This is a genomic window from Crenothrix sp., from assembly GCF_043729335.1.
Taxonomy (GTDB): Bacteria; Pseudomonadota; Gammaproteobacteria; order Methylococcales; family Methylomonadaceae; genus Crenothrix.
The window spans coordinates 116,475-139,850 of sequence record NZ_JAYTLQ010000010.1 but is presented as its reverse complement, the minus strand read 5'-3'; the positions used below and the strand labels follow the sequence as shown (position 1 = coordinate 139,850).

The 23,376-nt window shown below is 43.4% G+C and carries 19 protein-coding genes; 9 read left to right on the top strand and 10 right to left on the bottom strand.

The features are described from left to right. Nucleotides 1-133: 133 nt before the first annotated feature. Together ACHZC4_RS03545 and ACHZC4_RS03540 are read right to left on the bottom strand one after the other, a co-directional pair. Nucleotides 134-364 carry a hypothetical protein gene (locus ACHZC4_RS03545; RefSeq protein ID WP_394752407.1) on the bottom strand — a complete coding sequence of 77 codons (231 nt, stop codon included), beginning with the start codon at nucleotides 362-364 and terminating at the stop codon, nucleotides 134-136. Nucleotides 365-720: 356 nt separating this feature from the next. Further along, nucleotides 721-1,656: an HlyD family secretion protein gene (locus ACHZC4_RS03540; protein ID WP_394752406.1), complete on the bottom strand. Its 936-nt coding sequence runs from the start codon at nucleotides 1,654-1,656 to the stop codon at nucleotides 721-723. An 848-nt stretch (nucleotides 1,657-2,504) separates the two neighbouring features. Here ACHZC4_RS03540 and pgaA point away from each other — a divergent pair. From pgaA to pgaD, 4 genes are read left to right on the top strand one after another with little or no spacing between them, the layout of a single operon-like run. Further along, nucleotides 2,505-5,015 carry a poly-beta-1,6 N-acetyl-D-glucosamine export porin PgaA gene (gene pgaA, locus ACHZC4_RS03535; protein WP_394752405.1) on the top strand — a complete coding sequence of 837 codons (2,511 nt, stop codon included), beginning with the start codon at nucleotides 2,505-2,507 and terminating at the stop codon, nucleotides 5,013-5,015. A 1-nt stretch (nucleotide 5,016) separates the two neighbouring features. After that, nucleotides 5,017-6,894 carry a poly-beta-1,6-N-acetyl-D-glucosamine N-deacetylase PgaB gene (gene pgaB / locus ACHZC4_RS03530; protein ID WP_394752404.1) on the top strand — a complete coding sequence of 626 codons (1,878 nt, stop codon included), beginning with the start codon at nucleotides 5,017-5,019 and terminating at the stop codon, nucleotides 6,892-6,894. A 2-nt stretch (nucleotides 6,895-6,896) separates the two neighbouring features. Further along, nucleotides 6,897-8,297: a poly-beta-1,6-N-acetyl-D-glucosamine synthase gene (pgaC, locus tag ACHZC4_RS03525; RefSeq protein WP_394752403.1), complete on the top strand. Its 1,401-nt coding sequence runs from the start codon at nucleotides 6,897-6,899 to the stop codon at nucleotides 8,295-8,297. Beyond that, the gene (gene pgaD, locus ACHZC4_RS03520; protein ID WP_394752402.1) at nucleotides 8,294-8,791 is read left to right on the top strand and encodes a poly-beta-1,6-N-acetyl-D-glucosamine biosynthesis protein PgaD; all 498 of its coding nucleotides are present in this window, start codon (nucleotides 8,294-8,296) and stop codon (nucleotides 8,789-8,791) included. Before pgaC ends, pgaD begins: the two co-directional genes overlap by 4 nt. Here the strand turns inward: pgaD and alr are convergent. Together alr and dnaB are read right to left on the bottom strand one after the other, a co-directional pair. Next, nucleotides 8,778-9,854, bottom strand: coding sequence for an alanine racemase (gene alr, locus ACHZC4_RS03515; RefSeq protein WP_394752401.1), 1,077 nt, complete (start codon nucleotides 9,852-9,854; stop codon nucleotides 8,778-8,780). The two genes, pgaD and alr, sit on opposite strands and share 14 nt — an antisense overlap. Continuing rightward, nucleotides 9,851-11,248 carry a replicative DNA helicase gene (gene dnaB / locus ACHZC4_RS03510; protein WP_394752400.1) on the bottom strand — a complete coding sequence of 466 codons (1,398 nt, stop codon included), beginning with the start codon at nucleotides 11,246-11,248 and terminating at the stop codon, nucleotides 9,851-9,853. Before dnaB ends, alr begins: the two co-directional genes overlap by 4 nt. A gap of 807 nt (nucleotides 11,249-12,055) precedes the next feature. On the opposite strand from dnaB, the gene ACHZC4_RS03505 reads away from it, so the two are divergent. From ACHZC4_RS03505 to ACHZC4_RS03495, 3 genes are all read left to right on the top strand, one after another. Further along, nucleotides 12,056-13,381, top strand: a complete 1,326-nt coding sequence (locus ACHZC4_RS03505) for a porin (protein ID WP_394752399.1) — start codon at nucleotides 12,056-12,058, stop codon at nucleotides 13,379-13,381. A 330-nt stretch (nucleotides 13,382-13,711) separates the two neighbouring features. Next, nucleotides 13,712-14,050 carry a P-II family nitrogen regulator gene (glnK, locus tag ACHZC4_RS03500; protein ID WP_394752398.1) on the top strand — a complete coding sequence of 113 codons (339 nt, stop codon included), beginning with the start codon at nucleotides 13,712-13,714 and terminating at the stop codon, nucleotides 14,048-14,050. A 10-nt stretch (nucleotides 14,051-14,060) separates the two neighbouring features. After that, nucleotides 14,061-15,449 carry an ammonium transporter gene (locus ACHZC4_RS03495; RefSeq protein WP_394752397.1) on the top strand — a complete coding sequence of 463 codons (1,389 nt, stop codon included), beginning with the start codon at nucleotides 14,061-14,063 and terminating at the stop codon, nucleotides 15,447-15,449. 38 nt (nucleotides 15,450-15,487) lie between these two features. On the opposite strand, the gene cmoB is transcribed toward ACHZC4_RS03495, so the two are convergent. Both cmoB and ACHZC4_RS03485 read right to left on the bottom strand, forming a co-directional pair. Continuing rightward, nucleotides 15,488-16,465: a tRNA 5-methoxyuridine(34)/uridine 5-oxyacetic acid(34) synthase CmoB gene (gene cmoB, locus ACHZC4_RS03490; RefSeq protein WP_394752410.1), complete on the bottom strand. Its 978-nt coding sequence runs from the start codon at nucleotides 16,463-16,465 to the stop codon at nucleotides 15,488-15,490. Nucleotides 16,466-16,527: 62 nt separating this feature from the next. Continuing rightward, complete coding sequence (locus tag ACHZC4_RS03485; protein WP_394752396.1) at nucleotides 16,528-17,160, bottom strand: phospholipid-binding protein MlaC; 633 nt, start codon at nucleotides 17,158-17,160, stop codon at nucleotides 16,528-16,530. Nucleotides 17,161-17,289: 129 nt separating this feature from the next. Between ACHZC4_RS03485 and hemB the strand changes: the two genes are divergently transcribed. Together hemB and aroE are read left to right on the top strand one after the other, a co-directional pair. Beyond that, nucleotides 17,290-18,294, top strand: coding sequence for a porphobilinogen synthase (gene hemB, locus ACHZC4_RS03480; protein ID WP_394752409.1), 1,005 nt, complete (start codon nucleotides 17,290-17,292; stop codon nucleotides 18,292-18,294). Beyond that, the gene (gene aroE / locus ACHZC4_RS03475) at nucleotides 18,291-19,124 is read left to right on the top strand and encodes a shikimate dehydrogenase (RefSeq protein ID WP_394752395.1); all 834 of its coding nucleotides are present in this window, start codon (nucleotides 18,291-18,293) and stop codon (nucleotides 19,122-19,124) included. Before hemB ends, aroE begins: the two co-directional genes overlap by 4 nt. A gap of 154 nt (nucleotides 19,125-19,278) precedes the next feature. Here aroE and ACHZC4_RS03470 read toward each other — a convergent pair whose 3' ends face one another. The 4 genes from ACHZC4_RS03470 to lptF all read right to left on the bottom strand — a co-directional run bounded on the left by ACHZC4_RS03470 (nucleotide 19,279) and on the right by lptF (nucleotide 23,338). Further along, nucleotides 19,279-19,803, bottom strand: coding sequence for a gamma carbonic anhydrase family protein (locus ACHZC4_RS03470; RefSeq protein ID WP_394752394.1), 525 nt, complete (start codon nucleotides 19,801-19,803; stop codon nucleotides 19,279-19,281). Nucleotides 19,804-20,170: 367 nt separating this feature from the next. Continuing rightward, nucleotides 20,171-20,818, bottom strand: coding sequence for a hypothetical protein (locus ACHZC4_RS03465; protein ID WP_394752393.1), 648 nt, complete (start codon nucleotides 20,816-20,818; stop codon nucleotides 20,171-20,173). A gap of 319 nt (nucleotides 20,819-21,137) precedes the next feature. Further along, nucleotides 21,138-22,205, bottom strand: coding sequence for an LPS export ABC transporter permease LptG (gene lptG / locus ACHZC4_RS03460; RefSeq protein WP_394752392.1), 1,068 nt, complete (start codon nucleotides 22,203-22,205; stop codon nucleotides 21,138-21,140). Further along, the gene (gene lptF, locus ACHZC4_RS03455; RefSeq protein WP_394752391.1) at nucleotides 22,202-23,338 is read right to left on the bottom strand and encodes an LPS export ABC transporter permease LptF; all 1,137 of its coding nucleotides are present in this window, start codon (nucleotides 23,336-23,338) and stop codon (nucleotides 22,202-22,204) included. The genes lptG and lptF overlap by 4 nt, the downstream gene beginning before the upstream one ends. Between the last annotated feature and the right edge of the window lie 38 nt (nucleotides 23,339-23,376).

Here is a 23,376-nt window from a genome sequence, read left to right as displayed (position 1 = left end):
ACACATTATTTTGATCTAGGTTTTTAAAGAGCGGCTAATCTTTCGATCAACTCAGTCCGCCTATTATATGCAGTTTCTTGATCTTGTCAATTTTTATTTGAACTATTTTTTAGAATCCTAATCTAAATGCATTTTATTCGTCCTCAATCAAATACATATCTTGCAGTAAAGTCCTTTCTCCAGGCGTAACACTAACGCGTACATATTTTTTTTGAGTATCCTGATCATTTTCTTCAACTTTATCCACACCTTCAGCTTCCTGCCTACGATCACACTGACGTCGATCTCCTCCTTCATCTCTTTGTGCAGTACGTCGAGGCACTGATAATCTGCGTAAATTAGATCTTCCTTCAACTATATTCATTACCCACCACCTTATAAAATTAATATATTTGCCCTATTACCCAGCATAGTAAAAAATTTTTTTATAAAATACAACGACCAGTGCAAACTTTATATTAGAAAAAATACTACACCCGTACTTAATCTTCAAAATCATGAGCCATAGAAACTACAGCCTTTACCAACAGGCGCGTGTTTCTAATAAAAATCCATGCCCAAACTAGTAATACCCACCAACGTCAACTTAACCAGGATTACCCTATTAAGTCCTTCAGCCGTAAGTTCTGCACAACTTGACTCTTAATCATTGATTGTACTCTAAACTCATATCGAGCAATTAACTTTGGTGATGATGGCTAAAAAAACGCCAACATCCCTTTAAAATAATACATCAATCGGCAAGCCATCCATTGTTTTTTGTTTTATGGCTGCTGTAAATTCCAGGTGAACCAAAATGTAATTATTTTTAGTATCGGGCAAAGCCACTTTATTAAGCACCTCTGATTTGGCCACTTTAAAGGATCTCATTACCTTTGCAGACACTCTTTCACCATCAGCAAATACAATTTTTGCCAACTGCCCTACTTTTGTATATTTAATATAGTCGGATGGCAAATACACCATAACATATGTTTTTTCATTTTTTGTCATTGTGAAAACAAGATCACCCCTAGAAACATAGCTGCCTTCCACAACAAAAATCTCAGACACACTACCCGATACAGGAGAAAAAACTGACAATGCCCTGGTCTGTAGCTCAAGTTTTTTTCTTTCCAGGGCTAACTCCTTAATGCGCAAGCTTTCCTGGCCTTGAATAGCCGACCGCATCATCAACCCAGTATCTTTAGCTCTTAACATTGCAGCATTCAAATCGATAAAATGCGCTGAGGCCTGATCATATTGAAAAGTAGCTAACTTAACTTCTGCATGATCTGCCGCACCCCGATTGAATAACTCAATTACTTGATCCAACCTCTCTTTTAAATATGTTTTTTGTCTACTGGCAAAGTCCAGATTACTCCGTGTCGCAGAAAAGGCATTTTTCATATCCTTGTTCGCAGAATTATTCTGCAAGTAATCCAACTCAGAATTAAGCAGACTTTCTTTTTTTTTCAATTCTGGCTGCTCAAGCTGACATAAAAATTCACCGGCTTTAACACGCTGCCCCGTTTTAACCGATATCTTATCTACATAACCCTCTTTGCTGGCTCTAATTTCAACTTGAGGCAAAGCAATTTGGCCTGACACACGCACCGCTAGGACATGGGCGCCAAATTTAATCAGAAAAAAAACTAACGGACTAAAAATAATCAACAACAGCAAATACCAATGCCACGGCATTAACTTTATTTTTCCTCCAGAATTAACTTGCTCCTCCAACTGATCACGGCCGAGTTCATTAATAACCGCTTGCTCATGTTTATTGAATTTCATTTTCACCTTAAACATCCTTTAGCAAAACAATGGCGGATAGAAAAATTAAAAATGTTGCGCACCGTAGTCTCAACAACTTATTTAAAAAATCCCTTGCCGAACAACCTACAGCGTTTTCAATATCGATTAGTTATATTCGAGGGAATACGAACCTAGGTTTGTATTCCACTACTAATTAATGCTATTCAACTGATAAGAAAACGCTGTAAGTCCAAAAACCCTAAAACTAGAGATTGACCCGCTTAATAACATAAAATACTTTACAACAATCTATCACGACTGTTTGTTAACATCAAAGCTGAGTTGAAAATAATTTTCATGAAGTTGTATTAAAAATTGTATTTACTAGAATAATTTCGATATTCCCTCTTAATCAAAAAACCACATATTGCGACAAAAACCCCACAGCACAACTGTTAAAAGCAACAATTTGTCGTTTTTCAGAACCCGTACCATTTTACAAAAAATAAAACAAATAACAATAATTTCAATAGCTTAAAAACAACTGCCCTGTAAAAACATGCAAATGCTCTAGTAACACTAGGATTTAAATAGATTAATCACTACTTTTTTTATGATATTTGTTTGATTGCTGAAGCGATTTGCCATAACATAAGCCATGAGTCGCTAGACCAAATTCACAAAATAACAAGGGCATTTTTTATAATTTTTTTATGAATAGACTAAGGTTGTCCGCGTCAAAATCCGTCAAATTCAAAATACTTCTCATGAGTATATGTTTACATATACCTCTAGCGTTTAGTGACACCACGTCCGACGAACAATACCAACAGGCTTTGCAAAAGGCACGCTCAGGCGACACAGCACAAGCACTAAAAAAACTTGAACAGTTGATAAAGAACAATCCTGAAACCACCCAGTATCAGTACGATTACATCCAAATACTTTCCTGGGCAGGACGCGACGCAGATGTGCTCAAGCAAGAAGCGAACATAAACATCGACTATGCTCCGGTTTATGTACTTGAAGCCGTCGCCAAATCCGCACGCAATCTTAAAAACTTTCAACGGGCAGAATACTTGTACCGACGTGCTGTAGCAGCAGAGCCTGGTCGCATCGAATCACAGCTCGGCTTGGCGCTTGTCCAAATCGACCAAAAAAAAACCGACCCCGCCATCAACTTATTAAAGAGGCTGGAACGATCATACCCCCAAAATATTGATGTATTACTAGCATTGGCCTATGGCTACGAAGTCAAAATGCAATTTTTGACGGCCATTAAATATTATGAAAAAATCCTTACCCTTCAGCCTAGCAATACAGAAGCCACACGAGGGATTGTTTTTGACTTAATCGCTGCGGGCGCCATTCCTATAGCTTACGAAAAAGCTCAGGCTAACAGGGAATTGTTTTCTGATGAAGAGTGGGCTCACTTTAACTGGGATGTTGCGGCTACCAAAATCAGATGGGGCGAAATATCCCCACTAGAAGACGAACACCGTTTTGATGAAACGGATGACGCTATTAAAGCGGTTGATGATAATATTGCCTCTATTAAAACACTCCAGCTTAAAGAGCCTGAAGTGTGGAATCAAAGAGCACATATTGACCGCATGGTCGCCCTACGCCATAGAATTAGGATGCAGGATGTTATTAACGAATATGACGCTCTGCAACAACATAAAGTCATTGTCCCCGCCTACGCACGATCAGCCGCCGCCGATGCTTATTTATATTTAGAACAACCTGAAAAAGCCCGCGATCTGTATCTGTCCATTATTAAAGAGTCCCCTAAAGACTTTAATGCCAGATCATCTCTAGTTTACGCATACCTGGAAGCAGAACAATTTGATGACGCAGATAAACTTGCCAAACAACTGGCTAAAGAACAACCTGAAAAATTGCGTTTTGTGCCTCCCGATGGCCCCGCATATACACGGGGCAATCCTAAAAAAACCAGTACTGAATTAACAGCTGCCGATATGAGCGCGTATGCGGATAAGCTGGATGAGGCTTCTGACAAAATTGAAGATTTATACAGCCGAGGTTCTTTCAACCCCGACATACGCCACGATTTAGCACGCACTTACTATTTCCGCGGTTGGCCGCGTAAAGCTGAAAAGCATTTTGATATGGCCCAAAATATGGCACCCAAACATTTGGGTCTTAAAGTGGGTCATGCAGAAGTCATGCGCGACTTAAAGGAATATCGAAAAACAGAAAAAGAAGTTGTGAAGCTTGCACACGATTATCCTGAAGATAAAGGCGTTCAAAAACAGGTGCGTTTGTGGAACATACACAACGACTGGGAATTTAAATCGTTTAATAGCGGCGGACTGAGTACCAGCGACCTAACAAACGCTAATAATAATCCTAAAGGTAGTGAAGACATTCGTTTGGACAATTATTTGTACACTCCGCCTCTGGATTATAATTATCGAATTTTCGCTCATCAAGGTTGGGGCACGGCTCTCTTTCCAAGACAAATAACGGTAGCTGAACCTAACCCCCAAGATTTACGTGGCTATATCCAAACCTATGGCTTAGGTGTGGAATATTCGGCCAGAAATATATTAGCAACCTCCGAATTACATTATGATATCTACACCAAAACAGGTGTAGGAATAAATTTAGGAGTGAATTATGAATTTAATGATCATTGGCAGTTGTTTGCAGGGTTTGATAGCCTCGATAACAATATTTCATTACGCGCCTTGGCTAATGGTATTAGAGCCTCCACTGAAAAACTGCAATTAACCTATAGAGTTCATGAGTCCCGACAATTTGACTTAGCCGCCTTTCACAGCGCCTATTCTGAAGGCGATGATAAAATCACACCGACTGTCCATTATGGTGATAACGACCGTTTTGCAGTGAGTGGCACTTATTTTGAGAGATGGTACAGCGGCCCACGCTACAAGTTCGGAACTTTCCTTTCTGGCGGCTACTCAGCCAATACCAATCACAATACTATCACTAATACTTATCCTTACTTTAACCCAAAAAGTGATACAACCGTTTCGCTCACTCTGGACAATGACTATCTCACCTACCGTTATTACGATACCACTTTCTACCAGAGACTAGCGCTGTCGGTCGGCAACTATTGGCAGGAGGACTTTGGATCGAATGTGACTGGCAATATACAGTACGAACATCGCTGGAAAACCCGAGATCGCTTTGAACTCACCTACGGGGCAAGTCATGCGTGGACCGCTTACGATGGCATTCCTACCCGAAATTGGATTTTTTACCTGAACACCGATATAAGATTCTGACATGTTTAAAACAATCGCTTTCGTATTGTCACTGCTCTCTAGTTCTGCAGCCTGCGCTTATCAGGATACTTTTATTTCTCTTTGCTATCACGATGTTAGAGACACTTGGAATGACGACCCTACAACAATCAGCGTTGACAACCTGATTAGCCAACTGTCGTGGATTAAAGCGCATAATTTTCACCCTGTCAGCATACAAGATATAGTGAATGCGCGGGATGGCATAAAACCTTTACCCGAAAATGCGCTATTGCTGACTTTTGATGACGGCTATGCCAGTTTTTACACCCGCATTTACCCTACGCTGAAAATGTTCAATTTTCCAGCCGTTTATGGGCTGGTTACTAGCTGGATGGAAACGCCTAAAGGCCAAATGGTACATTATGGTAACCAATTAAAACCACGCGAGGAATTTATAAGCTGGGAGCAAGCGCGGGAAATGTCCGACTCCGGACTTATCGAAATGGCATCGCATACCGATGATTTGCACCATGGCATCGTAAGCAATCCACAAAATAATTCCGAACCTGCTGCAACGACGCGCGCTTACAATCCTGCCACTAAAAGCTACGAATCCGATCGAGCATTCAGCGCACGCATTGATGCCGATTTAGAAAAAAGTGCTGATATCTTATATAAACGTTTGAGAAAAAGACCGCGTGCTTTGATTTGGCCTTATGGCAGTTTCAGCCATGAAGCTATCGGCATTGCCCGCGATAATGGCTTTAACGTTACCATGAGTTTGCAAGACGGTATGAATAACACCTACGATCTTATTGCCATCAAGCGACATCTCATGGAAGACAATAAGCCTCTGGATCATTTTGCCTACACGCTAACGCACTTTAATGAACCCGATCCCATTCGCGTTGCACATGTAGATCTTGACTATATCTATGATCCCGACCCGCTGCAAGTTGACCGCAATCTTGGCAAATTACTGGATCGTATTGAAAAACTGCATATAAACACGGTTTACTTGCAGGCTTATGCCGACCCTGACGGCAATGGCAATGCTGATGCACTGTATTTTCCTAATCGCCATTTGCCCATGCGCAGCGATCTGTTTAACCGTGTCTCATGGCAATTAAAAACCCGCTCCAAAGTTAACGTCTACGCGTGGATGCCGGTATTGGCATTTGCGATTGATGCGCCCGATGACTGGTGGGTACATGAATTAAAAGATGGCAAAGTAGTTCGGAGCCAAAACAGCTATCAGCGCTTGTCACCTTTTCATCCGGAAGCGCGTGAATTTATTACCGAGATTTATGAAGATTTGGGCAAAAACGCTCACTTCTACGGGGTATTATTTCATGATGATGCCATGTTAACCGATTTTGAAGATGCCAGCCCAGCTGCACAGCTGCACACCAAAGGCTTAAAGCCTGAAGAACAAGTCGGTGTAAAGGTGGCTGCACTCACTGATTTCACCTTGGACTTGGCCGAAAAAGTACGGCATTATCGCCCAGAAATTAAAACGGCACGTAACCTGTACGCAAATGCAGCCTTAAATCCAGCCAGTAGTGCGTGGCTTTCGCAATCATTACCTGATTTTTTGCAACACTATGATTACGTTGCGGTAATGGCCATGCCACAAATGGAAAATGCGGAAAATCCAAGCGAATGGCTAAATGCCTTGATTGATAAGATAGCCCTTTACCCCCAGGGGCTTAAAAAGACTGTTTTTGAATTACAAGCCGTAGACTGGAAAACGCGACAACCTATTCCAGATGGGGAAATTGCGACACAAATGGAGCTATTACAAAGACGAAATGCACTTAATTTTGGCTATTACCCTGACAATTTCCTTCTCAATCAACCTTCACTGGCGATGTTAAAAACCATGATGACACTGCAATCTCTACCATTCGGTAATTAGACATGAGCCTGTACGAAACTGTCTTTGATGTCGCATTTACACCTACATGGTCTAGCTATGTTATGGCGTTATGGCAAACACTTGCAGGTTATTTTAATGCATTATGGAATGAAATATCTGCCCCTGGCGCATCCAGTCTTGAAAGTTTTTTTAGAATTTTGATGGATTTCGCCTTCTATTATCCACTGCTTATGGCCTATCTGTGGATTATGGGGGGGCTCATTTACTATTACCGTTGGGAAAGAAAAGAAAATAACAACTCAGTCGAGGAGTTGGAGCTCACAGAATATCCACCGGTTTCCATTATTATACCCTGTCACAACGAAGGCTACGATATCCAGGAAACGGTCGAATACCTGTTACAGCAAGATTATCCTGATTTCGAAATTATTGCCATCAATGACGGCAGCACCGATAACACCCTGGAAGTTTTGCTAAGTTTGGCAACAAAACACGAGCGTGTACGTGTTATTAACATGGAGCAAAATCAAGGTAAAGCGATGGGGTTAAATACCGCCGCCTTGTTTTCAAAAAATGAATTTTTGATCTGTATTGATGGTGATGCCTTGCTGGATGCGGGTGCGACCAAACTTATTATGCAGCATTTTTCATCAGGGTCTCGTGTGGCTGCTGTAACCGGTAACCCTCGTATCAGAACACGCTCAACCTTACTTGGCAAAATTCAGGTCGGTGAGTTTTCGGCGATTATCGGTTTGATAAAACGTTGCCAGCAAATATATGGTCGTATTTTCACCGTATCAGGGGTGGTTTGTGGTTTTCGGAAAGCCGCATTACATCGAGTCGGTTACTGGAGTACCGATATGATCACCGAAGACATTGATATTACCTGCAAACTTCAACTCGACCATTGGGATATTCGTTACGAACCCCGTGCTTTGTGCTGGATTTTAATGCCGGAAACCTTAAAAGGCTTGTGGAGTCAGCGTAAGCGCTGGTCGCAGGGCGGCTCAGAAGTTTTACTTAAACACAGTAAAAAATTAGCCACCTGGAAATCCCGGCGCATGGCACCGATTTACCTTGAATACCTCATCAGTGTACTGTGGGCTTATGTCATGATGATGTTTTTTATATTGTGGGTCATCGATCTATTTTTTACTTTACCCCAAGGTGTTTTGGTTCCGGGCATGTACCCAACATGGGGCGGTATGTTGTTAGGTATAACGTGCTTACTTCAGTTTGCGGTAAGCTTGATCATTGATTCCCGTTATGAAAAAGGTATGGGCAAAGAATATTATTGGATTATTTGGTATCCGTTAGTCTATTGGGCAGTTAACGTAGGGGTTGCGGTTACCGGTTTATATCTCGCCATACGTAAAACATTTTTTACTAAAGGCAAAGCAAAACGTGCTATTTGGACTAGTCCAGATAGGGGGGTCCATTGAAAGAATTAATAATTAATACGCCGTCGGTATTAAACCTAAAACAACGCTCTGCTTCGGGTTTCTTCTCGTTTATTTTCTGGCTATTGTGGTTTTACTTATGGATACCGCTATCCACTTTTTTAGGTTGGTATTTAGGCTTTGACTTAATACATTTTCAAATTATTGAATTAAAGCATAATGCTAAGTTTATCGAAGAATTATATTTTTTCGCGCAGGCGCTTACTCTGTTTGGTCTTTCGTTTGCTATCTGGGTAGCCTATAACTATTACCGTTTTAGAGATATCGAAAGAAGATCGCAAGCCTTCCACGTTTCAACTAAACAGCTGGCCGAACATTATAAGGTTGATATATCAAAGCTGATAGAACATCAAGCATCAAAGTATGTCAGCGTCAGTTTTGATGAAGACGGCAATATTACCAGCCACACATCAATTAATCTGATGGATAACAAAAGATTTACCGACAGTTTAAAGAAAATACCTACGCATCAATAAATTGCACCCGTTGCGTAATGCCGCATACCAAGGTATAGGGTATGGTATTGGCGCAATCGGCAATTTCTTCAACAGGCAATTCATTTCCCCATAACAGGACTGGATCGCCAGGCTTAGCATGGGGCTGACCGGCTAAATCAACGGTAATCATATCCATAGATACCCGGCCAATCAATGGCGCACGCTGGCCATTAACCAATACCGGCGTACCAGACTTGGCATAGCGCGGATAACCGTCGCCATAGCCAATAGCGACAACACCAACAAGGGTATCTTCTTCGCAGCGCCAGCTGCCGCCATAGCCTAGCGTCTCACCTTTTTCGATGGGTTTTACTGCGATCAAATGGCTATGTAAACTCATTACCGGCTGCAATCCCAAGGATTGCCCTGCCCGATCAGAAAAGGGAGAAATACCATATAACATCACCCCTGGCCTTACCCAATCCGCCAAGGCTTCTGGCCAAGCCATCAATCCCGCTGAATTGGCAATGCTACGGGGCGCGGCATATCCACGGGTAATTTCATTAAATAAACCTATTTGTCTTGCGGTAAAGTCATCATGAGTATCATCGGCATTGGCAAGATGCGTCATGAGGCCAACGGGCTGCTTTACAAGTGCACACTGCTGTAACGCCGAATACACATCAGGAAAAGTGCTTGCCTTAAAACCCAAGCGATTCATGCCGGTATCCATTTTTAACCATACCGATAACTGAGCCTGTTCAGGTCTATTTTGTAAAACAACCAATTGTTCAACACAATGCACTACCGTATCCAATTGATAGTGCAATATTGCATCAAGTTCATTGGGCAAAGTAAAACCTTCCAGCACGGTAATCGGGTGTGTGCAGCCTGCCTCCCGCAAACAAATCCCTTCATTGACTCTGGCCACAGCAAACGCATCCACATCTGTTAACGTCTTGGCGATACGCAATAAACCATGTCCATAAGCGTTAGCTTTAATAACCGCCATGATTTTAGCAGCAGGCGCACAGATGCGGACTTTAGCAAGATTATGACGAACTGCATCTAGCTTAAGCACCGCATATGCGCCAACAATCATTCATAATCTCCATTACCACTGTACGTTCCGGCAAAATTTTCAAAACGGGTGTATTGTCCCAAAAATGTCAGCCTGACGGTACCCAATGGACCATTACGCTGTTTACCGATAATCACTTCAGCGATGCCTTTGTCTGGGCTATCTTCGTTATAGACTTCATCGCGGTATACAAACACAATCAAATCGGCATCTTGCTCAATCGCACCGGATTCACGTAAGTCCGACATCACCGGACGCTTGTTAGGACGTTGTTCAAGATTACGGTTTAACTGGGAAAGTGCCACCACCGGCACATGCAATTCTTTTGCCAGCGCCTTTAAGCCACGCGAAATATCAGAAATTTGCTGCACCCGATTTTCCCCACTGGAAGGCGACTGCATGAGCTGAAGATAATCCAGCACAATTAATCCCAACTGACCATGCTCGCGCGTTAAACGCCGGGCACGCGCACGCACTTCGGTAGGTGTAAGCGCTGCGGTATCATCAATAAACAGCTTGGTTTCCGCCAATATATTGATCGCCGAGGTCAAACGCGGCCATTCGTCATCCTCCAGTTTACCGGTACGGATTCTATGCTGATCTATCCGTCCTAAAGAAGACATCATGCGCATTGCCAGGGCATCACCGGGCATTTCCATACTGAACACGGCAACGGGTTTACCACTACGAATGGCTACATTCTCAGCCATATTCATGGCTATTGTAGTTTTTCCCATTGAAGGCCTACCAGCCACAATAATTAAATCAGCCGGTTGCAATCCTGAAGTCAGCTCGTCAAAATCGGTAAATCCGGTCGCAGCGCCGGTAATATTGCCATCTTGCCCATATAAGGTTTCAATTTTATCGACCGCTTTGGCCAGTAAAGATTTAATCGAAGCAAATCCGCCCGCTTGGCCACGTTGTCTTTGTTCGGCGATTTTAAACACATCACGCTCGGCACACTCTAATAATTCTGAGGTTTCTCGGCCTTCGGTATTAAATGCCGAATCAGCAATTTGTGTCCCCACATGAATTAACTGCCTCAATACTGAACGATCTCGGACAATATTGGCATAATTGACAATATTGGCGGCACTGGGGGTATCTTTAGCCAACATGCCTAAATAAGACAAGCCGCCCGCATTAGTCAGCTCACCGATAACTTCAAGAGCTTCCGAAATGGTGATGACATCAAACGGAATTTGCTTTTCGGCCAACTGTTCAATGGTCTTAAATATTAGCCGATGATCCTTACGGTAAAAATCAACCTCGCCCACTTTGTCAGCAATAGTGTCCCAGGTCTGGTTATCCAGCATTAAACCACCCAAAACCGATTGCTCAGCTTGGATGGAATTTGGGGGAATCTTTAACGCTTCAACGGAATAATCACGATCAAACAAATAATTTTCAGACATAATACCTAACAGTAAAAAGGCTACTCTACAACTTGAGGCTCAAAAAATACATTGAGAAAAAAAGATAAAGATACAGTACAAACAAAGTCTTACATAAAAAAACATATCAGTTAGCAAACGGCATGCACATAATTTATTATACCGATTTATTGAAAACTAATCTTTTTAGCGTGTAATAAAACGCATCTATAAGGGCAAAATCTGTATATTGGCTAACCCTTATTTAAACTAAGCAAGGCTATAGTTTTTGCGCCATCCATTGGCTGGATTAGCGCAACTCTACTGCTTTAAGTCGTATTACCCTCGCTATTCTCTCGATAACGAAAATGCGATAATTGCAGGACTGGCGGCTTTTCTGGAACAACTGATAAAATCAGCAAACCCCATTAGCCTCTGAAGCATTAATTAATCAATCTACCTTCCAGACAAGCTAAAGCAACTGCTTGCTCTGCATGACGCTGTTTGCCATAAATGTCTCCAGCGGCCTTTTGATGCGCCTTAACAACATGTGCTTATCATTAATATAGATTCGCCAGTTGCTGTTTTAAAAACCAACCAGCTCATCGAAAATACCATAGCCCAAAACCAATATACGCAGGTACTCGCCAAGTAAAAGACCAGCTTAATAGCTTACTGAAATACCATAGTGGTGCAAAAAATGTCGCAACTGCACCACTTTAGTACAACATGATTTATGAACTTGTTGCTTAAACCCAATAAAATTAGCATTTATACAACTGGCATATTGTGTGCTAAACTTTTTAAAGACAGTATCGTTTTTTAGAAAAATTATTATGAGGAACCATCATGAATAAGCCGCCTAACCATTTTTATTTCCCTATTAAACCCTTAGCTTTGACCATAGCCGCACTTTGCAGCTTAAACGCAGCAAATGCCCATGCTGTGGCCAAACCATTGACAGAAGCCAACACTTTACTTGAAGCCATGGGCGACCCCAACGAAGCTTCATTTATGAAAAACAACCACCTGAAAATTGGCGGTTGGTTAAATAGCGGCATCACTTACAACGCTACCGATCCAGGCGACAGATTCAATGGCCCTGTCACTTTTGGGGATCGTTCCGCTGAGCCACAAGTCAACCAATTAAACCTGTTTTTACAACGTGCAGTGGCTAGCGAAGGCAGCTCATGGGATCTTGGTGGTCGTTTTGATGTAATGTATGGCTCGGATGCTGTGTTTACACAAGCCTATGGCGTACCTGGCAATGAGTTAGGTTTTGCACCCGGCACAAGACCATTAGACCGTGGCACTTGGGATTTAGATATTACATCTAACAGTCGTTTTTATGGTTTCGCCATTCCCCAAGCGTATTTGGAAGCTTATATTCCAATAGGCAATGGCTTAAATGTTAAGGCCGGTCACTTTTACACACCGATTGGCTACGAAACCGTTCCTGCGCCCGATAATTTCTTCTACACCCATGCCTATACCATGCAGTATGGCGAACCGTTTACCCATACCGGTATTATGGCTAACTACACTATCGATAAAAACTGGGCGGTTATGGGTGGCGCAGTAACCGGCAGCGCAACCGGCGGTTGGGATGGTAGCTGGGATCAACAACTGGGTAACTGGTCTGGCTTGATGGGTGCAACCTGGACCAGCAATAGCAAAGCAACATCGTTAAATATGAGCGGTACTTATGGTGCAAGATCAGAACAAACTGATGACGCTTGGGCTATGTACAGCGCAGTCTTAAAACATAATTTTACCGATAAAATGCACTTTGTATTGCAACACGATCATGGTTTTGCTGACGGCATTAATCCAGCTTATTCAACTGCACCCGATGCAGAATGGTATGGTGTATTAAGCCATTTAACTTACGATGTAAGAGATGATCTGACCGCCGGTATCCGTGGTGAATGGTTCCGTGATCAAAACGGCTTCCGCGTCTGCGCGCCTGGCCGTACTGCTGCCCGCTGTGCTCCAGGTTCGTTTTATGCGGTTACAGCGGGTGTAACCTGGAAACCCGTAAAATGGCTAAATGTACGCCCCAACGTGCGTTATGACTGGGTTGATAGCAATGCACCCGCAGGCTCTCAGCCTTTTGATGGTGGTAACCAAGATAATCAGTTCTTGTTTTCAACCGATATGACTTTAGCATTTTAAAACCCACCTGAAGCAACAATCTCCCTCGTTTACAATGCGCCTTCGGGCGCATTTTTTTTGATAATTATTTTGCCAGCCCTTAGCTCACTATTAAATCTGCTTTGCACCAATAATTACCAAAAAAATATTGTCAGCACCAATCTGGTGCGCTAGATGTAAAAATCATTTTCCCGCTTAGCCTAATCCTTGAGTTTTAATCACTTATTTTCAATTGGCACACTATGTGCTGTAACTGATTTAAGTGAATCCATATTTACAAATACACACTGCGGCTTCCACAAGAAAAAGCATTTTGGGTTCTCAGATTGTTAACTTGATTAAGGAGCATGTATGAAACTGATAACTGCCATTGTTAAGCCCTTTAAACTCGATGATGTGCGCGAAGCACTCTCCGATCTTGGGGTATCCGGCGTAACAGTCACTGAAGTTAAAGGCTTCGGCCGTCAAAAAGGCCATACCGAGCTGTATCGCGGCGCTGAGTATGTTGTTGATTTTCTACCGAAAGCAAAAATAGAAGTCGCTGTCGCCGACAGCTTGGCTGAGCAAGTCATTGTCGCTATTACTAAAGCAGCCAACACCGGTAAAATTGGTGACGGTAAAATTTTTGTAACTGACTTGGAGCAAGTTATCCGGATTCGTACCGGTGAAACTGGCGAAGAAGCACTGTAAAGGAGGCACTATGAAATCATTATTAAAAATCTTCACCTGTTTGGCGCTATTAGCTTGTGCGAGTTTTGCTTATGCGGAACCTGTTGTACCCACTATCAATAAAGGTGATACCGCCTGGATGATAGTCGCAACCGTACTGGTTATCTTGATGGTAATCCCCGGTTTGGCCTTGTTTTACGGCGGCATGGTACGCGCCAAAAACATGCTGTCTATCTTAATGCAGGTGTTTGTCATTTTCGCAATGATGTCGATATTGTGGGCAATCTACGGCTACAGCGTTGCTTTTACTGAAGGCAATGCTTTTTTTGGTAGCTTTAGCAAACTATTCCTTAAAGGCATCACCCCCGATTCAATGGCAGCAACCTTCAGCAAAGGAGTTTATATTCCAGAGTTTATTTATGTGGCTTTCCAGTTAACGTTTGCCGGCATTACCCCAGCGCTCATTATTGGTGCATTTGCTGAACGGGTGAAATTTTCAGCCATTTTACTGTTTATGTTGCTGTGGTTTAGTTTTGCGTATTTACCTATGGCTCACATGGTTTGGTATTGGACGGGCCCTGATGCCTATACAGATGCTGCTGCTGCAGAAGCCGCTGGTGCTACCGCAGGGTTTTTGTTCCAAAAAGGTGCATTGGATTTTGCTGGCGGTACAGTAGTGCATATTAATGCCGGTATCGCGGGTTTAATCGGCTGTATTATGGTGGGCAAACGTATCGGTTTTAAAAAAGAATCACTGGCACCACACAGTGTAACCATGACCATGATTGGTGCATCATTATTGTGGGTCGGCTGGTTTGGTTTTAACGTGGGCTCTAACCTGGAAGCCAATGGCCTGGCAGCGTTAGTCTTTATCAACACCTTGTTAGCTAGTGCTGCAGCAACGCTGTCATGGGTTGGCGCAGAATGGTTAATTCGCGGTAAACCCAGTATGTTGGGTGGCGCTTCCGGTGCTGTTGCCGGTTTGGTTGCAATTACCCCCGCATGTGGCTGGTCAGGCCCTATGGGCGCTATTTTTCTAGGTCTATTCGTCGGTGCAGTCTGTTTTTGGTCGGTGACCTTTTTAAAAGCCAAACTCGGCTACGATGATTCTCTGGATGCCTTTGGTGTGCATGGTGTAGGCGGTATGATTGGTGCGCTGGGAACAGCCGTAGTAGCTAGCCCCGCATTAGGCGGTACAGGCGTTTGGGATTATGTCGCCAATGGTGTTGCTGAATACAATATGCTGGGGCAATTAGGTAGCCAGTTGTGGGGCGTACTGATTTGCATCATCTGGTCAGGTGTGGTGTCTTTTATTGCTTTCAAGCTGGTTGATGTGCTGATTGGCCTGCGCGTCAGTGAAGATGTTGAGCGCGAAGGCCTTGATATTAATGAACACGGTGAAACTGCATATCACATGTAAAACGCATGCTCCCAGTAGAGACGCAAAGATTTGCCTATCTACTGGGCATTAGCAATAAAAATAGCCCGTTTGGGTGCGGGCAAGCCTTCGCCGGTCAGCTGTGGGTTTTCAGGAGCAAGAAAATCCTGTAACGAATGAAAACGCATCCAATCAGTGCTACGCTGCTCTTCAACGCTAGTCGTCGTCACATCAATCAAGCGAATATTGTTAAAACCACAGCGTTTTAACCAGCTTTCCAAAGTGGCGCAACTGGGTAAAAACCATACGTTACGCATTTTGGCATACCGATCTTCCGGCAATAACACCTCGCCCAACTTGCCATCTATCACCAGAGTCTCTAGAATTAGTTCGCCGCCAGATTGTAAGGTATCTCTTAATTCCAACAAGTGATCGATAGGCGAGCGCCGGTGATACAGCACCCCCATGGAAAACACGGTATCAAATGCCTTTAAACCAGTAGGAATATGCTCTATACCCAGAGGCAATACGTGAATGGGCGCTTCCCCATACAGCTTTTTAACCGCTAAAAACTGCATGACATTAAGCAGCATCGGATCAACACCAATTACCGCTTTAGCACCTGCACCGAGCATACGCCAACAATGATAGCCATTGCCGCAACCTATATCCAAAACGGTGCGCTGTTTTAAAGGCGAGATATGATCCTTTAATCGGTTCCACTTCCAATCAGAGCGCCATTCAGTATCAATATAAATTCCGGATAGGTCATAAGGGCCTTTGCGCCACGGATGTAAACTTTTGAGGTTTTCTTGCAATTGCTGACGCTGCATCAGACTTATTTCTGCCGCAGCGCCTATAGTTATGGCATCGCTATCTAACAGTCTGTGCAGGCTGCTAGTAACAGTAGGCAGAGCCTGGATGCTATCAAACCAACCGGCCAAATCACCCTGTTTACTACTATCAAATGCCTGGTCGAGTTGCTTGGGTAATACAGTTGCCCAAGCATCTGCTTTTATGTTCGACAAAATATCGTACAGCGTCGAATACTTTGCAATCAGTGTCGGTAACAGATCAGATTCCTTTAGGATGATGGCTAACCGAAAAACCTACTGGGTAGTTATTTTTTGGCAATTAATGCATCCGAATTACGTTTGACCAAATTTTCAATAACCGCGTTTAACGAGCCTTTAGTTTGCACTTCATTCGCAAACGTTGTGCGGTAGTTGGTTACCAAACTTACGCCTTCAATCATAATGTCATAGGCTTTCCATGCGCCATTACTCAGCACCATACGGTAATTAACGCCGATAGGCTGAATGCCCGGCTGAATCACTTCAGTTTTTACAATGACCTTGGTGGCGCCAGGTTCCATTTGTAGCGGTAAAAAGCGCACGGTCCAATCTTTAAATTCTACAAATGCCCTGGAATAGGTTCTTACCAGTAAAGTTTGAAATTCTTGCTTAAATCGTGCCTGCTCATCAGGGCTTGCGCCTTTCCAAAGCTTGCCCAGGACCAGGGAGGAAATCAAATTAAAATCCGTGTGCGGATAAATAACATCATTAACAAACTCGGTGATTTTGACAAAGTCTTTGGTGAAGGCTTTATCCTGTAATTTTTGCTGTAATTTTGTAGATGCGTTTTCTATGGCCACCTGAGGCGCTGCCAACTCAGCCGCAACGGAGTGAGAAATTGGCAAAAATCCCAGTAACATGACCAATAAACTGAGTTGTGTAAAGCGTTTAACCTTCATAAAAACCTCTAATAATCTGACAAATTTGAAATATCAGAACGTTTATTCCCTGATACAATGAACCTACTAACACATCGGTTTATCCAGGTGTGTAACGCCGATATTCCTAAGCTAATGAGTATAGACAAGATGTCTTATAATAACATTAAATTCCCCTATACACGCATGAGACGAATGCGTTACAACGACTTTTCTAGGCGTTTGATGCGGGAAAACCAGCTCACGGCTGATGACCTGATTTATCCTTTATTTGTGACGGAAGGTTGCGGGCAGCGAGAGTTCATTACCTCCATGCCAGATGTAGAACGCTTATCTTTGGACTTGCTGCTAGAGGAGGCTCAGTTGCTTTTCAATTTAGGCATTCCTGCTATTGCACTGTTTCCGGTCATTGCTGCCGATAAAAAATCAGATAACGCTGCTGAAGCCTACAACCCAGATGGGCTAATTCAGCGCAGTGTACGCGCGTTAAAAAAAGCCCTGCCCGAATTGGGTATTATTACGGATATTGCGCTTGATCCATTCACCTCGCATGGCCAAGATGGCCTTGTTAATGCGCAAGGTTATGTCGTTAATGATGAAACCATCGCCGTGCTGGTCAAACAAGCCTTATCGCATGCACAAGCGGGTGCTGATATTGTGGCACCTTCTGACATGATGGATGGCCGTATCGGTGCAATCCGGCAGGCATTAGAGGCCAATAATCATATTAATACCCGCATATTGGCTTATTCGGCTAAATATGCCTCCAGTTTTTATGGCCCGTTCAGGGATGCAGTAGGGTCTTCCGGTAACCTGGGTAAAGGCAATAAGCACAACTATCAAATGGATCCTGCCAATTCCGATGAAGCCCTACGAGAAATCGCACTGGATCTGCAAGAAGGTGCAGATATGGTGATGGTTAAGCCAGGCATGCCGTATTTAGATATTATTTATCGGGTTAAGCAAGAGTTTGGCGTACCTACCTTTGCCTATCAGGTCAGCGGCGAATATGCCATGATAAAAGCGGCGAGTCTAAATGGATGGCTTGATGAAAAACAGGTGGTTATGGAATCACTCATGGCTTTTAAACGTGCGGGCAGTGATGCTATCTTGACTTACTTTGCCAAATCGGTGGCTCAGTGGCTGAAGGAATGATAATCCTCGACAGATATGCCGTTTTCGGCGACCCGATTGGCCACAGCAAATCGCCAAAAATCCATCAGTTATTTGCCGAACAAACCGGGCAATCACTGCAATATACTGCTGAACGCGTACCCGCCGCACAATTTGCGACAGCTGCTAACACTTTTTTTACAGAGGGCGGCAAAGGTCTTAACTGCACTATCCCGCTAAAAGAATTGGCATGGCACTATGCTGATCATAAAACCCCACGGGCGCAGAGAAGTGGAGCAGTGAATACACTCGCGTTGCAAGCTGACGGTTCTGTTCTGGGTGATAATACTGATGGCATCGGATTAGTGACCGACTTAATACACAATCACGGTATTACGCTAAAAGAGCGTAGTATTTTAATTTTAGGCGCAGGTGGGGCTAGCCGAGGCATCATTGAGCCTATTTTAGAGCAATCACCACAACGGCTTGTAATTGCTAATCGCACTGTTGATAAAGCTGTTGAACTAGCGCAAGTTTTTGGACATCTGGGTCCGATTTCCGGTTGTGGATTCGATGATTTGCTTACTCAGCAATTTGATTTAATTATCAATGCCACATCAACCAGCTTAAGTGGAGAATTGCCGCCTTTACCAGAAAATTTGTTGGCAAAAAACGGGTATTGTTATGACCTTGCTTACAGCAATCAATCCACGACTTTCGTACGCTGGGGATTAGCAAACAACGCGTTAAAAAGCCTGGATGGCTTAGGAATGTTAGTGGAGCAAGCCGCTGCGGCTTTTTATATTTGGCGTAAAGTAACACCCGCGACGCAAAGCGTAATTACACTCATGAATTCACAGCGCGGGCTATAAAATATTAGGCTCCCAACTTAAGGCGGGACAGGTGAAGGTGTGCCGCTCGTGGTGAGCTTGTCGAACCATGTGCGGCACACCGTACACCCTTCGACAAGCTCAGGCAGAACGGTGTGCCTTATTGAGTGCCCCGCCTTAAGTGAATAGCCAAATATTACAAGTACTGATTTTTTAGCTGGATGTAATGCTGATAAGAATATTCCAAAAACTCGCGTTCAGAATCCTTCAAAGGTCTTATGCGCCTAGCCGGAGCCCCTACGTAAAGATGCCCTGTTTCCAGTTTTTTTCCAGATGGCACTAAAGATCCTGCGCCTAACATAACGTAATCTTCTATGACAGCGTCATCCATAATGATGGATCCCATGCCAACTAGGCAGTAATCGCCAATAGTACAGGCATGAACAACCGCTCGGTGCCCAATAGTAACGCCTTTGCCGATAACCAGCGGGTAACTTTTTTCTGAAAAAGGCGTTGCATGGGAAACATGTAGCACAGAACCGTCTTGAATATTTGTGCCTGCACCGATAGTAATACTTTCAACATCGCCTCTTATGACCGAGGTCGGCCATATTGATACATCATCGCCAATGCTGACATCACCAATAACAACCGCACTGTCATCTATGTAAACTGAATTGCCGATTCTTGGGTGTTTATTGTTAAATTTTAGAACTGACACGATGTTCCACTCCCTAACTAACTGAAAATTGATTATTCTTACGACTCATTTTAATGGCAGATAGCACTCCATGCCTAACGGGCATCATGAACTTTTGTAGAAAAAAATGATAAAAAGAGAGCGATGGTAAAGCAAAAGGGGTGATATGGACTATTTATTTATGAGCTCGGGCATAATGTATCTCATCAAAATGCCAATATTTTCATTAAGCCTAATTCACCGCTAAACTCTGGATAAGATAAGACACATTCATTAAATACAACAAAGGCATGAATTAAGTTGGCTTACGAGGAGCGTCAGGCATCGACACTAAGTATCAATGCCTGATCGAGCGAATTAAAAAATCAGTAACTGATTTTCAGCGCTTTTAGTGAGTTAAGACTTTATTACCAGCCTCTTTTGCGTCTTTAGTTACAGCTTTAGCACTATCAATGGCAGCAGAACCCGCAGCAGATGCACCTTCTGCGACTTTACCCGCCGCATCCGTTGCAGCAGCACCCGCCGCTTTAGCACCATCAACAGCCGCTGAACCTGCGTTAGCAGCACCTTCTGCCACTTTACCGGCAGCATCGGTTGCTACAGCACCCGCCGCTTTAGCACCATCAACCGCAGCAGAACCTGCGTTAGCAGCACCTTCTGCAACTTTACCGGCAGCATCGGTTGCAACTTCACCTGCCGCTTTAGCGCCATCAACAGCCGCTGAACCTACTGCGGCTGCGCCGTCTGCCGCTTTTCCAGCAGCGTCGGTGGCAACAGAACCCGCTGTTTTAGCGGTATCAACAACAACTGCGCCTGCATTTTCTGCACCTTCAACTGCGGAGTTTGTGGCATCTTTAGTCGCATTAACAGCAGCGTCAGTTGTGGATTTAACAGAATCGATGATAGAACTGGCTTTGGATTCTTTTGGTACAGCATGTCTATCATTGGCGGGCGGCGTGCCTTGATCTTCAGCACCACAACCTGCCAACAGGGCTAAACTAACCAGGCTTACTGCTATAATTTCTTTATTTTTCATAAATATACCCTAATTTTATTAAGTTTATAAGACCTGATATTGCCCCGAAAAACACTAGGACTAACACCAAATAGTAACACATTATTAATTGTGGACTAAAAATTAATCCCTGTTGAAATCAGGTGATTTACGTCCTCGCAATCGCCGACTATTTTATGGTTTTTCAGGATATTTACAACAAAAACTATCAATTTAATCCTAATGTTACAGAGTTATGTCAAATAATATCCACAATTGTATTTGCAATAGCGGCAAAATCTACTGAACACAGGGCATGCCTTTGCACAGCCACCAAAAACACAAACCACTATTGTCGACTTTAATAGGCTTTCCTTATTGCAAATAATGTCACAATCAGTATTAACAGGCTTGGCAGGATTGCCACCCAGGGCGCGTTAAGCTCATAAATTAAGCCGTAATGGCTGGCAATTTTATCAATGATATTAAAGCCCATGCCAATAACCACACCAATTAGTATTCGGCTACCTACACTGACCCCGCGTTTAATACCTATTACAAACGGCACAGACACCAGTAACATCACAAACGTAACCAATGGATTAACAACCCGCCCCCAAAAAGCCAGCTCAAAAGTCTGCGATTTTTGGTGATTCTCTTTCAAAAAATCAACATACATGGCCAAATCATAAAGCGATAGGTTATTGGGGTTTACCGTAACCATTTTAAACAGCTGCGGATCAATCGATGATTTCCAAATCCGTTGCTTTTGTTTACGGCTGTGCATTTGCTGGATGGATACTTCAGATTCCAGAATGCCTTCCAACTTCCATTGGTGTTTGCCCAAAAAAGTGGCCTGTTTGGCAGAAACCAGGCGACGTAGGTGGCGTTGTTCATCTATCTCGTACATATTGATAACGGCAAGCTTACCGTCCTCTTGTATACGCCTAACATTAATAAATTGATTGCCTTCCCGTATCCACAATCCATAGCGCGAGTGCATGATAGATTTTTGATTTTGCGAAGTTAACTTAATCTTTTGCCCCATACGCTCGCCCAGTGGTGCAATAAACTCACCCACCAAAAAAGCAATCACCACCAATACAGCACCTGCCAGCAAAGCAGATTTTACAATACCAAAAACTGATAATCCCGCCGATTGCATGGCAATAAGCTCACGGTTATTGGCCATGTTACCCAATATAAAAAGACTGCCTAATAATGCCGATGCCGGTATCAATTCATAAAAAACCGTAGGCGACGTTAAACTAACGTAGTAAACAATCTCTTTTAGCCCGTATTGACCCTTACCAAGATCGCCTAATTCATCGCTGAAAGTAAATAGATTAAACAGCGTTAACAAGCACAACAAGGCCACAAAAGAGCCTTTGAGGATTTCTTTAACAATATAGTAGGTTAATACCTTCATCTGCCAACCTTATGACTAAATTTCAGCATAAGCCACGGCCAACCATAGAGTCTTGCCAATAAAATCCCGCCTACTATTAAAAATAAACCATTTACACCCACAGCGCCCACAGCGCCTGTAATAGTGCCATTCGTCACCCAGGCCTGACTGACGCGCACCAAATTGCCATAGGTAAAGTAAATTAAAAAACCGATGGCGATATTGCCATAAATACCACCGCGTGGCGAAACCTGCGCCAGCGGCACAGCCAAAAAAGTCAGTAACAAGATGCTTAACGGGATAAAACAACGGCGTTGTAATTCAGCGATATCAGCGGATGCCATGGAGCGCCATAAATCCCCGCTAGTCATCGCTTCACGGGGAAAATCCAGCAAACTGCTTTTTTCCTCTATTTGCACGGCATATTCATCAAAGCTCTCAATAACGTAATCTAATTTGCCCGGAAAACCCTGTACGCGCTCACCGTGTTCAAAAATCATGTAGCGTCCCGTGGGTAAGTCAACCAACCGTCCTGCCTCGGCATTAATAATACCTAAATACCCCTTGCTTTTTTGTTGAACAAACACCTTGTGCATTTTTTTATTGGCATCGATATGTTCAACATAAAAAACCAAATCGCCATGACTGTACTCACTGAATTTGCCAGCGGAAATGCCACGAATATCCGCTGATTGTTTATCCCTGTGCAACAATTTTTCCATACCTGCTTCAGCCCACGGCGACACCACCAGTGACAAACCCACTGTCAGTAAACTCAGGGGCAATATCAACAAAAACAGGGCTCGATAAATGGTTCCTGAACCGCCACCTGCCGAAGCCACAGCCGCCATTTCATGTTCCTTGTACATACGCCCCAACACCATTAATACCGCCATAAAAACCGCTGCGGGTAATAACTCAATGCTAGTAATCACGGTTTTAAGCGCCAACATAGTGAGCAATGTTTCATTAGAAACCTGGCCTTCAACCGCTTTATCCAAAATTCTGATGAAGGCCCGGCTGACAATAATCACTACAATCACTGACCAAACCGACAGTAGCGTCTTTAACACATCCAAAACAATCATTTTATCGAGAACGGTAACGAAAGGCCGACTCACTGTGTTATGTTCTTTAGGCCAATTTGTTTGCAAACGACTCTCTCCCCATTAAAACACGCGTTGTGTTGTAT

Coding starts and splice junctions, on each gene's coding strand:
- ACHZC4_RS03545 (WP_394752407.1), bottom strand. CDS start 364: ATGAATATAGTTGAAGGAAGATCTAATTTACGCAGATTATCAGTGCCT.
- pgaA (WP_394752405.1), top strand. CDS start 2,505: ATGAGTATATGTTTACATATACCTCTAGCGTTTAGTGACACCACGTCC.
- pgaB (WP_394752404.1), top strand. CDS start 5,017: ATGTTTAAAACAATCGCTTTCGTATTGTCACTGCTCTCTAGTTCTGCA.
- pgaC (WP_394752403.1), top strand. CDS start 6,897: ATGAGCCTGTACGAAACTGTCTTTGATGTCGCATTTACACCTACATGG.
- alr (WP_394752401.1), bottom strand. CDS start 9,854: ATGATTGTTGGCGCATATGCGGTGCTTAAGCTAGATGCAGTTCGTCAT.
- dnaB (WP_394752400.1), bottom strand. CDS start 11,248: ATGTCTGAAAATTATTTGTTTGATCGTGATTATTCCGTTGAAGCGTTA.
- ACHZC4_RS03505 (WP_394752399.1), top strand. CDS start 12,056: ATGAATAAGCCGCCTAACCATTTTTATTTCCCTATTAAACCCTTAGCT.
- glnK (WP_394752398.1), top strand. CDS start 13,712: ATGAAACTGATAACTGCCATTGTTAAGCCCTTTAAACTCGATGATGTG.
- ACHZC4_RS03495 (WP_394752397.1), top strand. CDS start 14,061: ATGAAATCATTATTAAAAATCTTCACCTGTTTGGCGCTATTAGCTTGT.
- ACHZC4_RS03485 (WP_394752396.1), bottom strand. CDS start 17,160: ATGAAGGTTAAACGCTTTACACAACTCAGTTTATTGGTCATGTTACTG.
- hemB (WP_394752409.1), top strand. CDS start 17,290: ATGTCTTATAATAACATTAAATTCCCCTATACACGCATGAGACGAATG.
- aroE (WP_394752395.1), top strand. CDS start 18,291: ATGATAATCCTCGACAGATATGCCGTTTTCGGCGACCCGATTGGCCAC.
- ACHZC4_RS03465 (WP_394752393.1), bottom strand. CDS start 20,818: ATGAAAAATAAAGAAATTATAGCAGTAAGCCTGGTTAGTTTAGCCCTG.
- lptG (WP_394752392.1), bottom strand. CDS start 22,205: ATGAAGGTATTAACCTACTATATTGTTAAAGAAATCCTCAAAGGCTCT.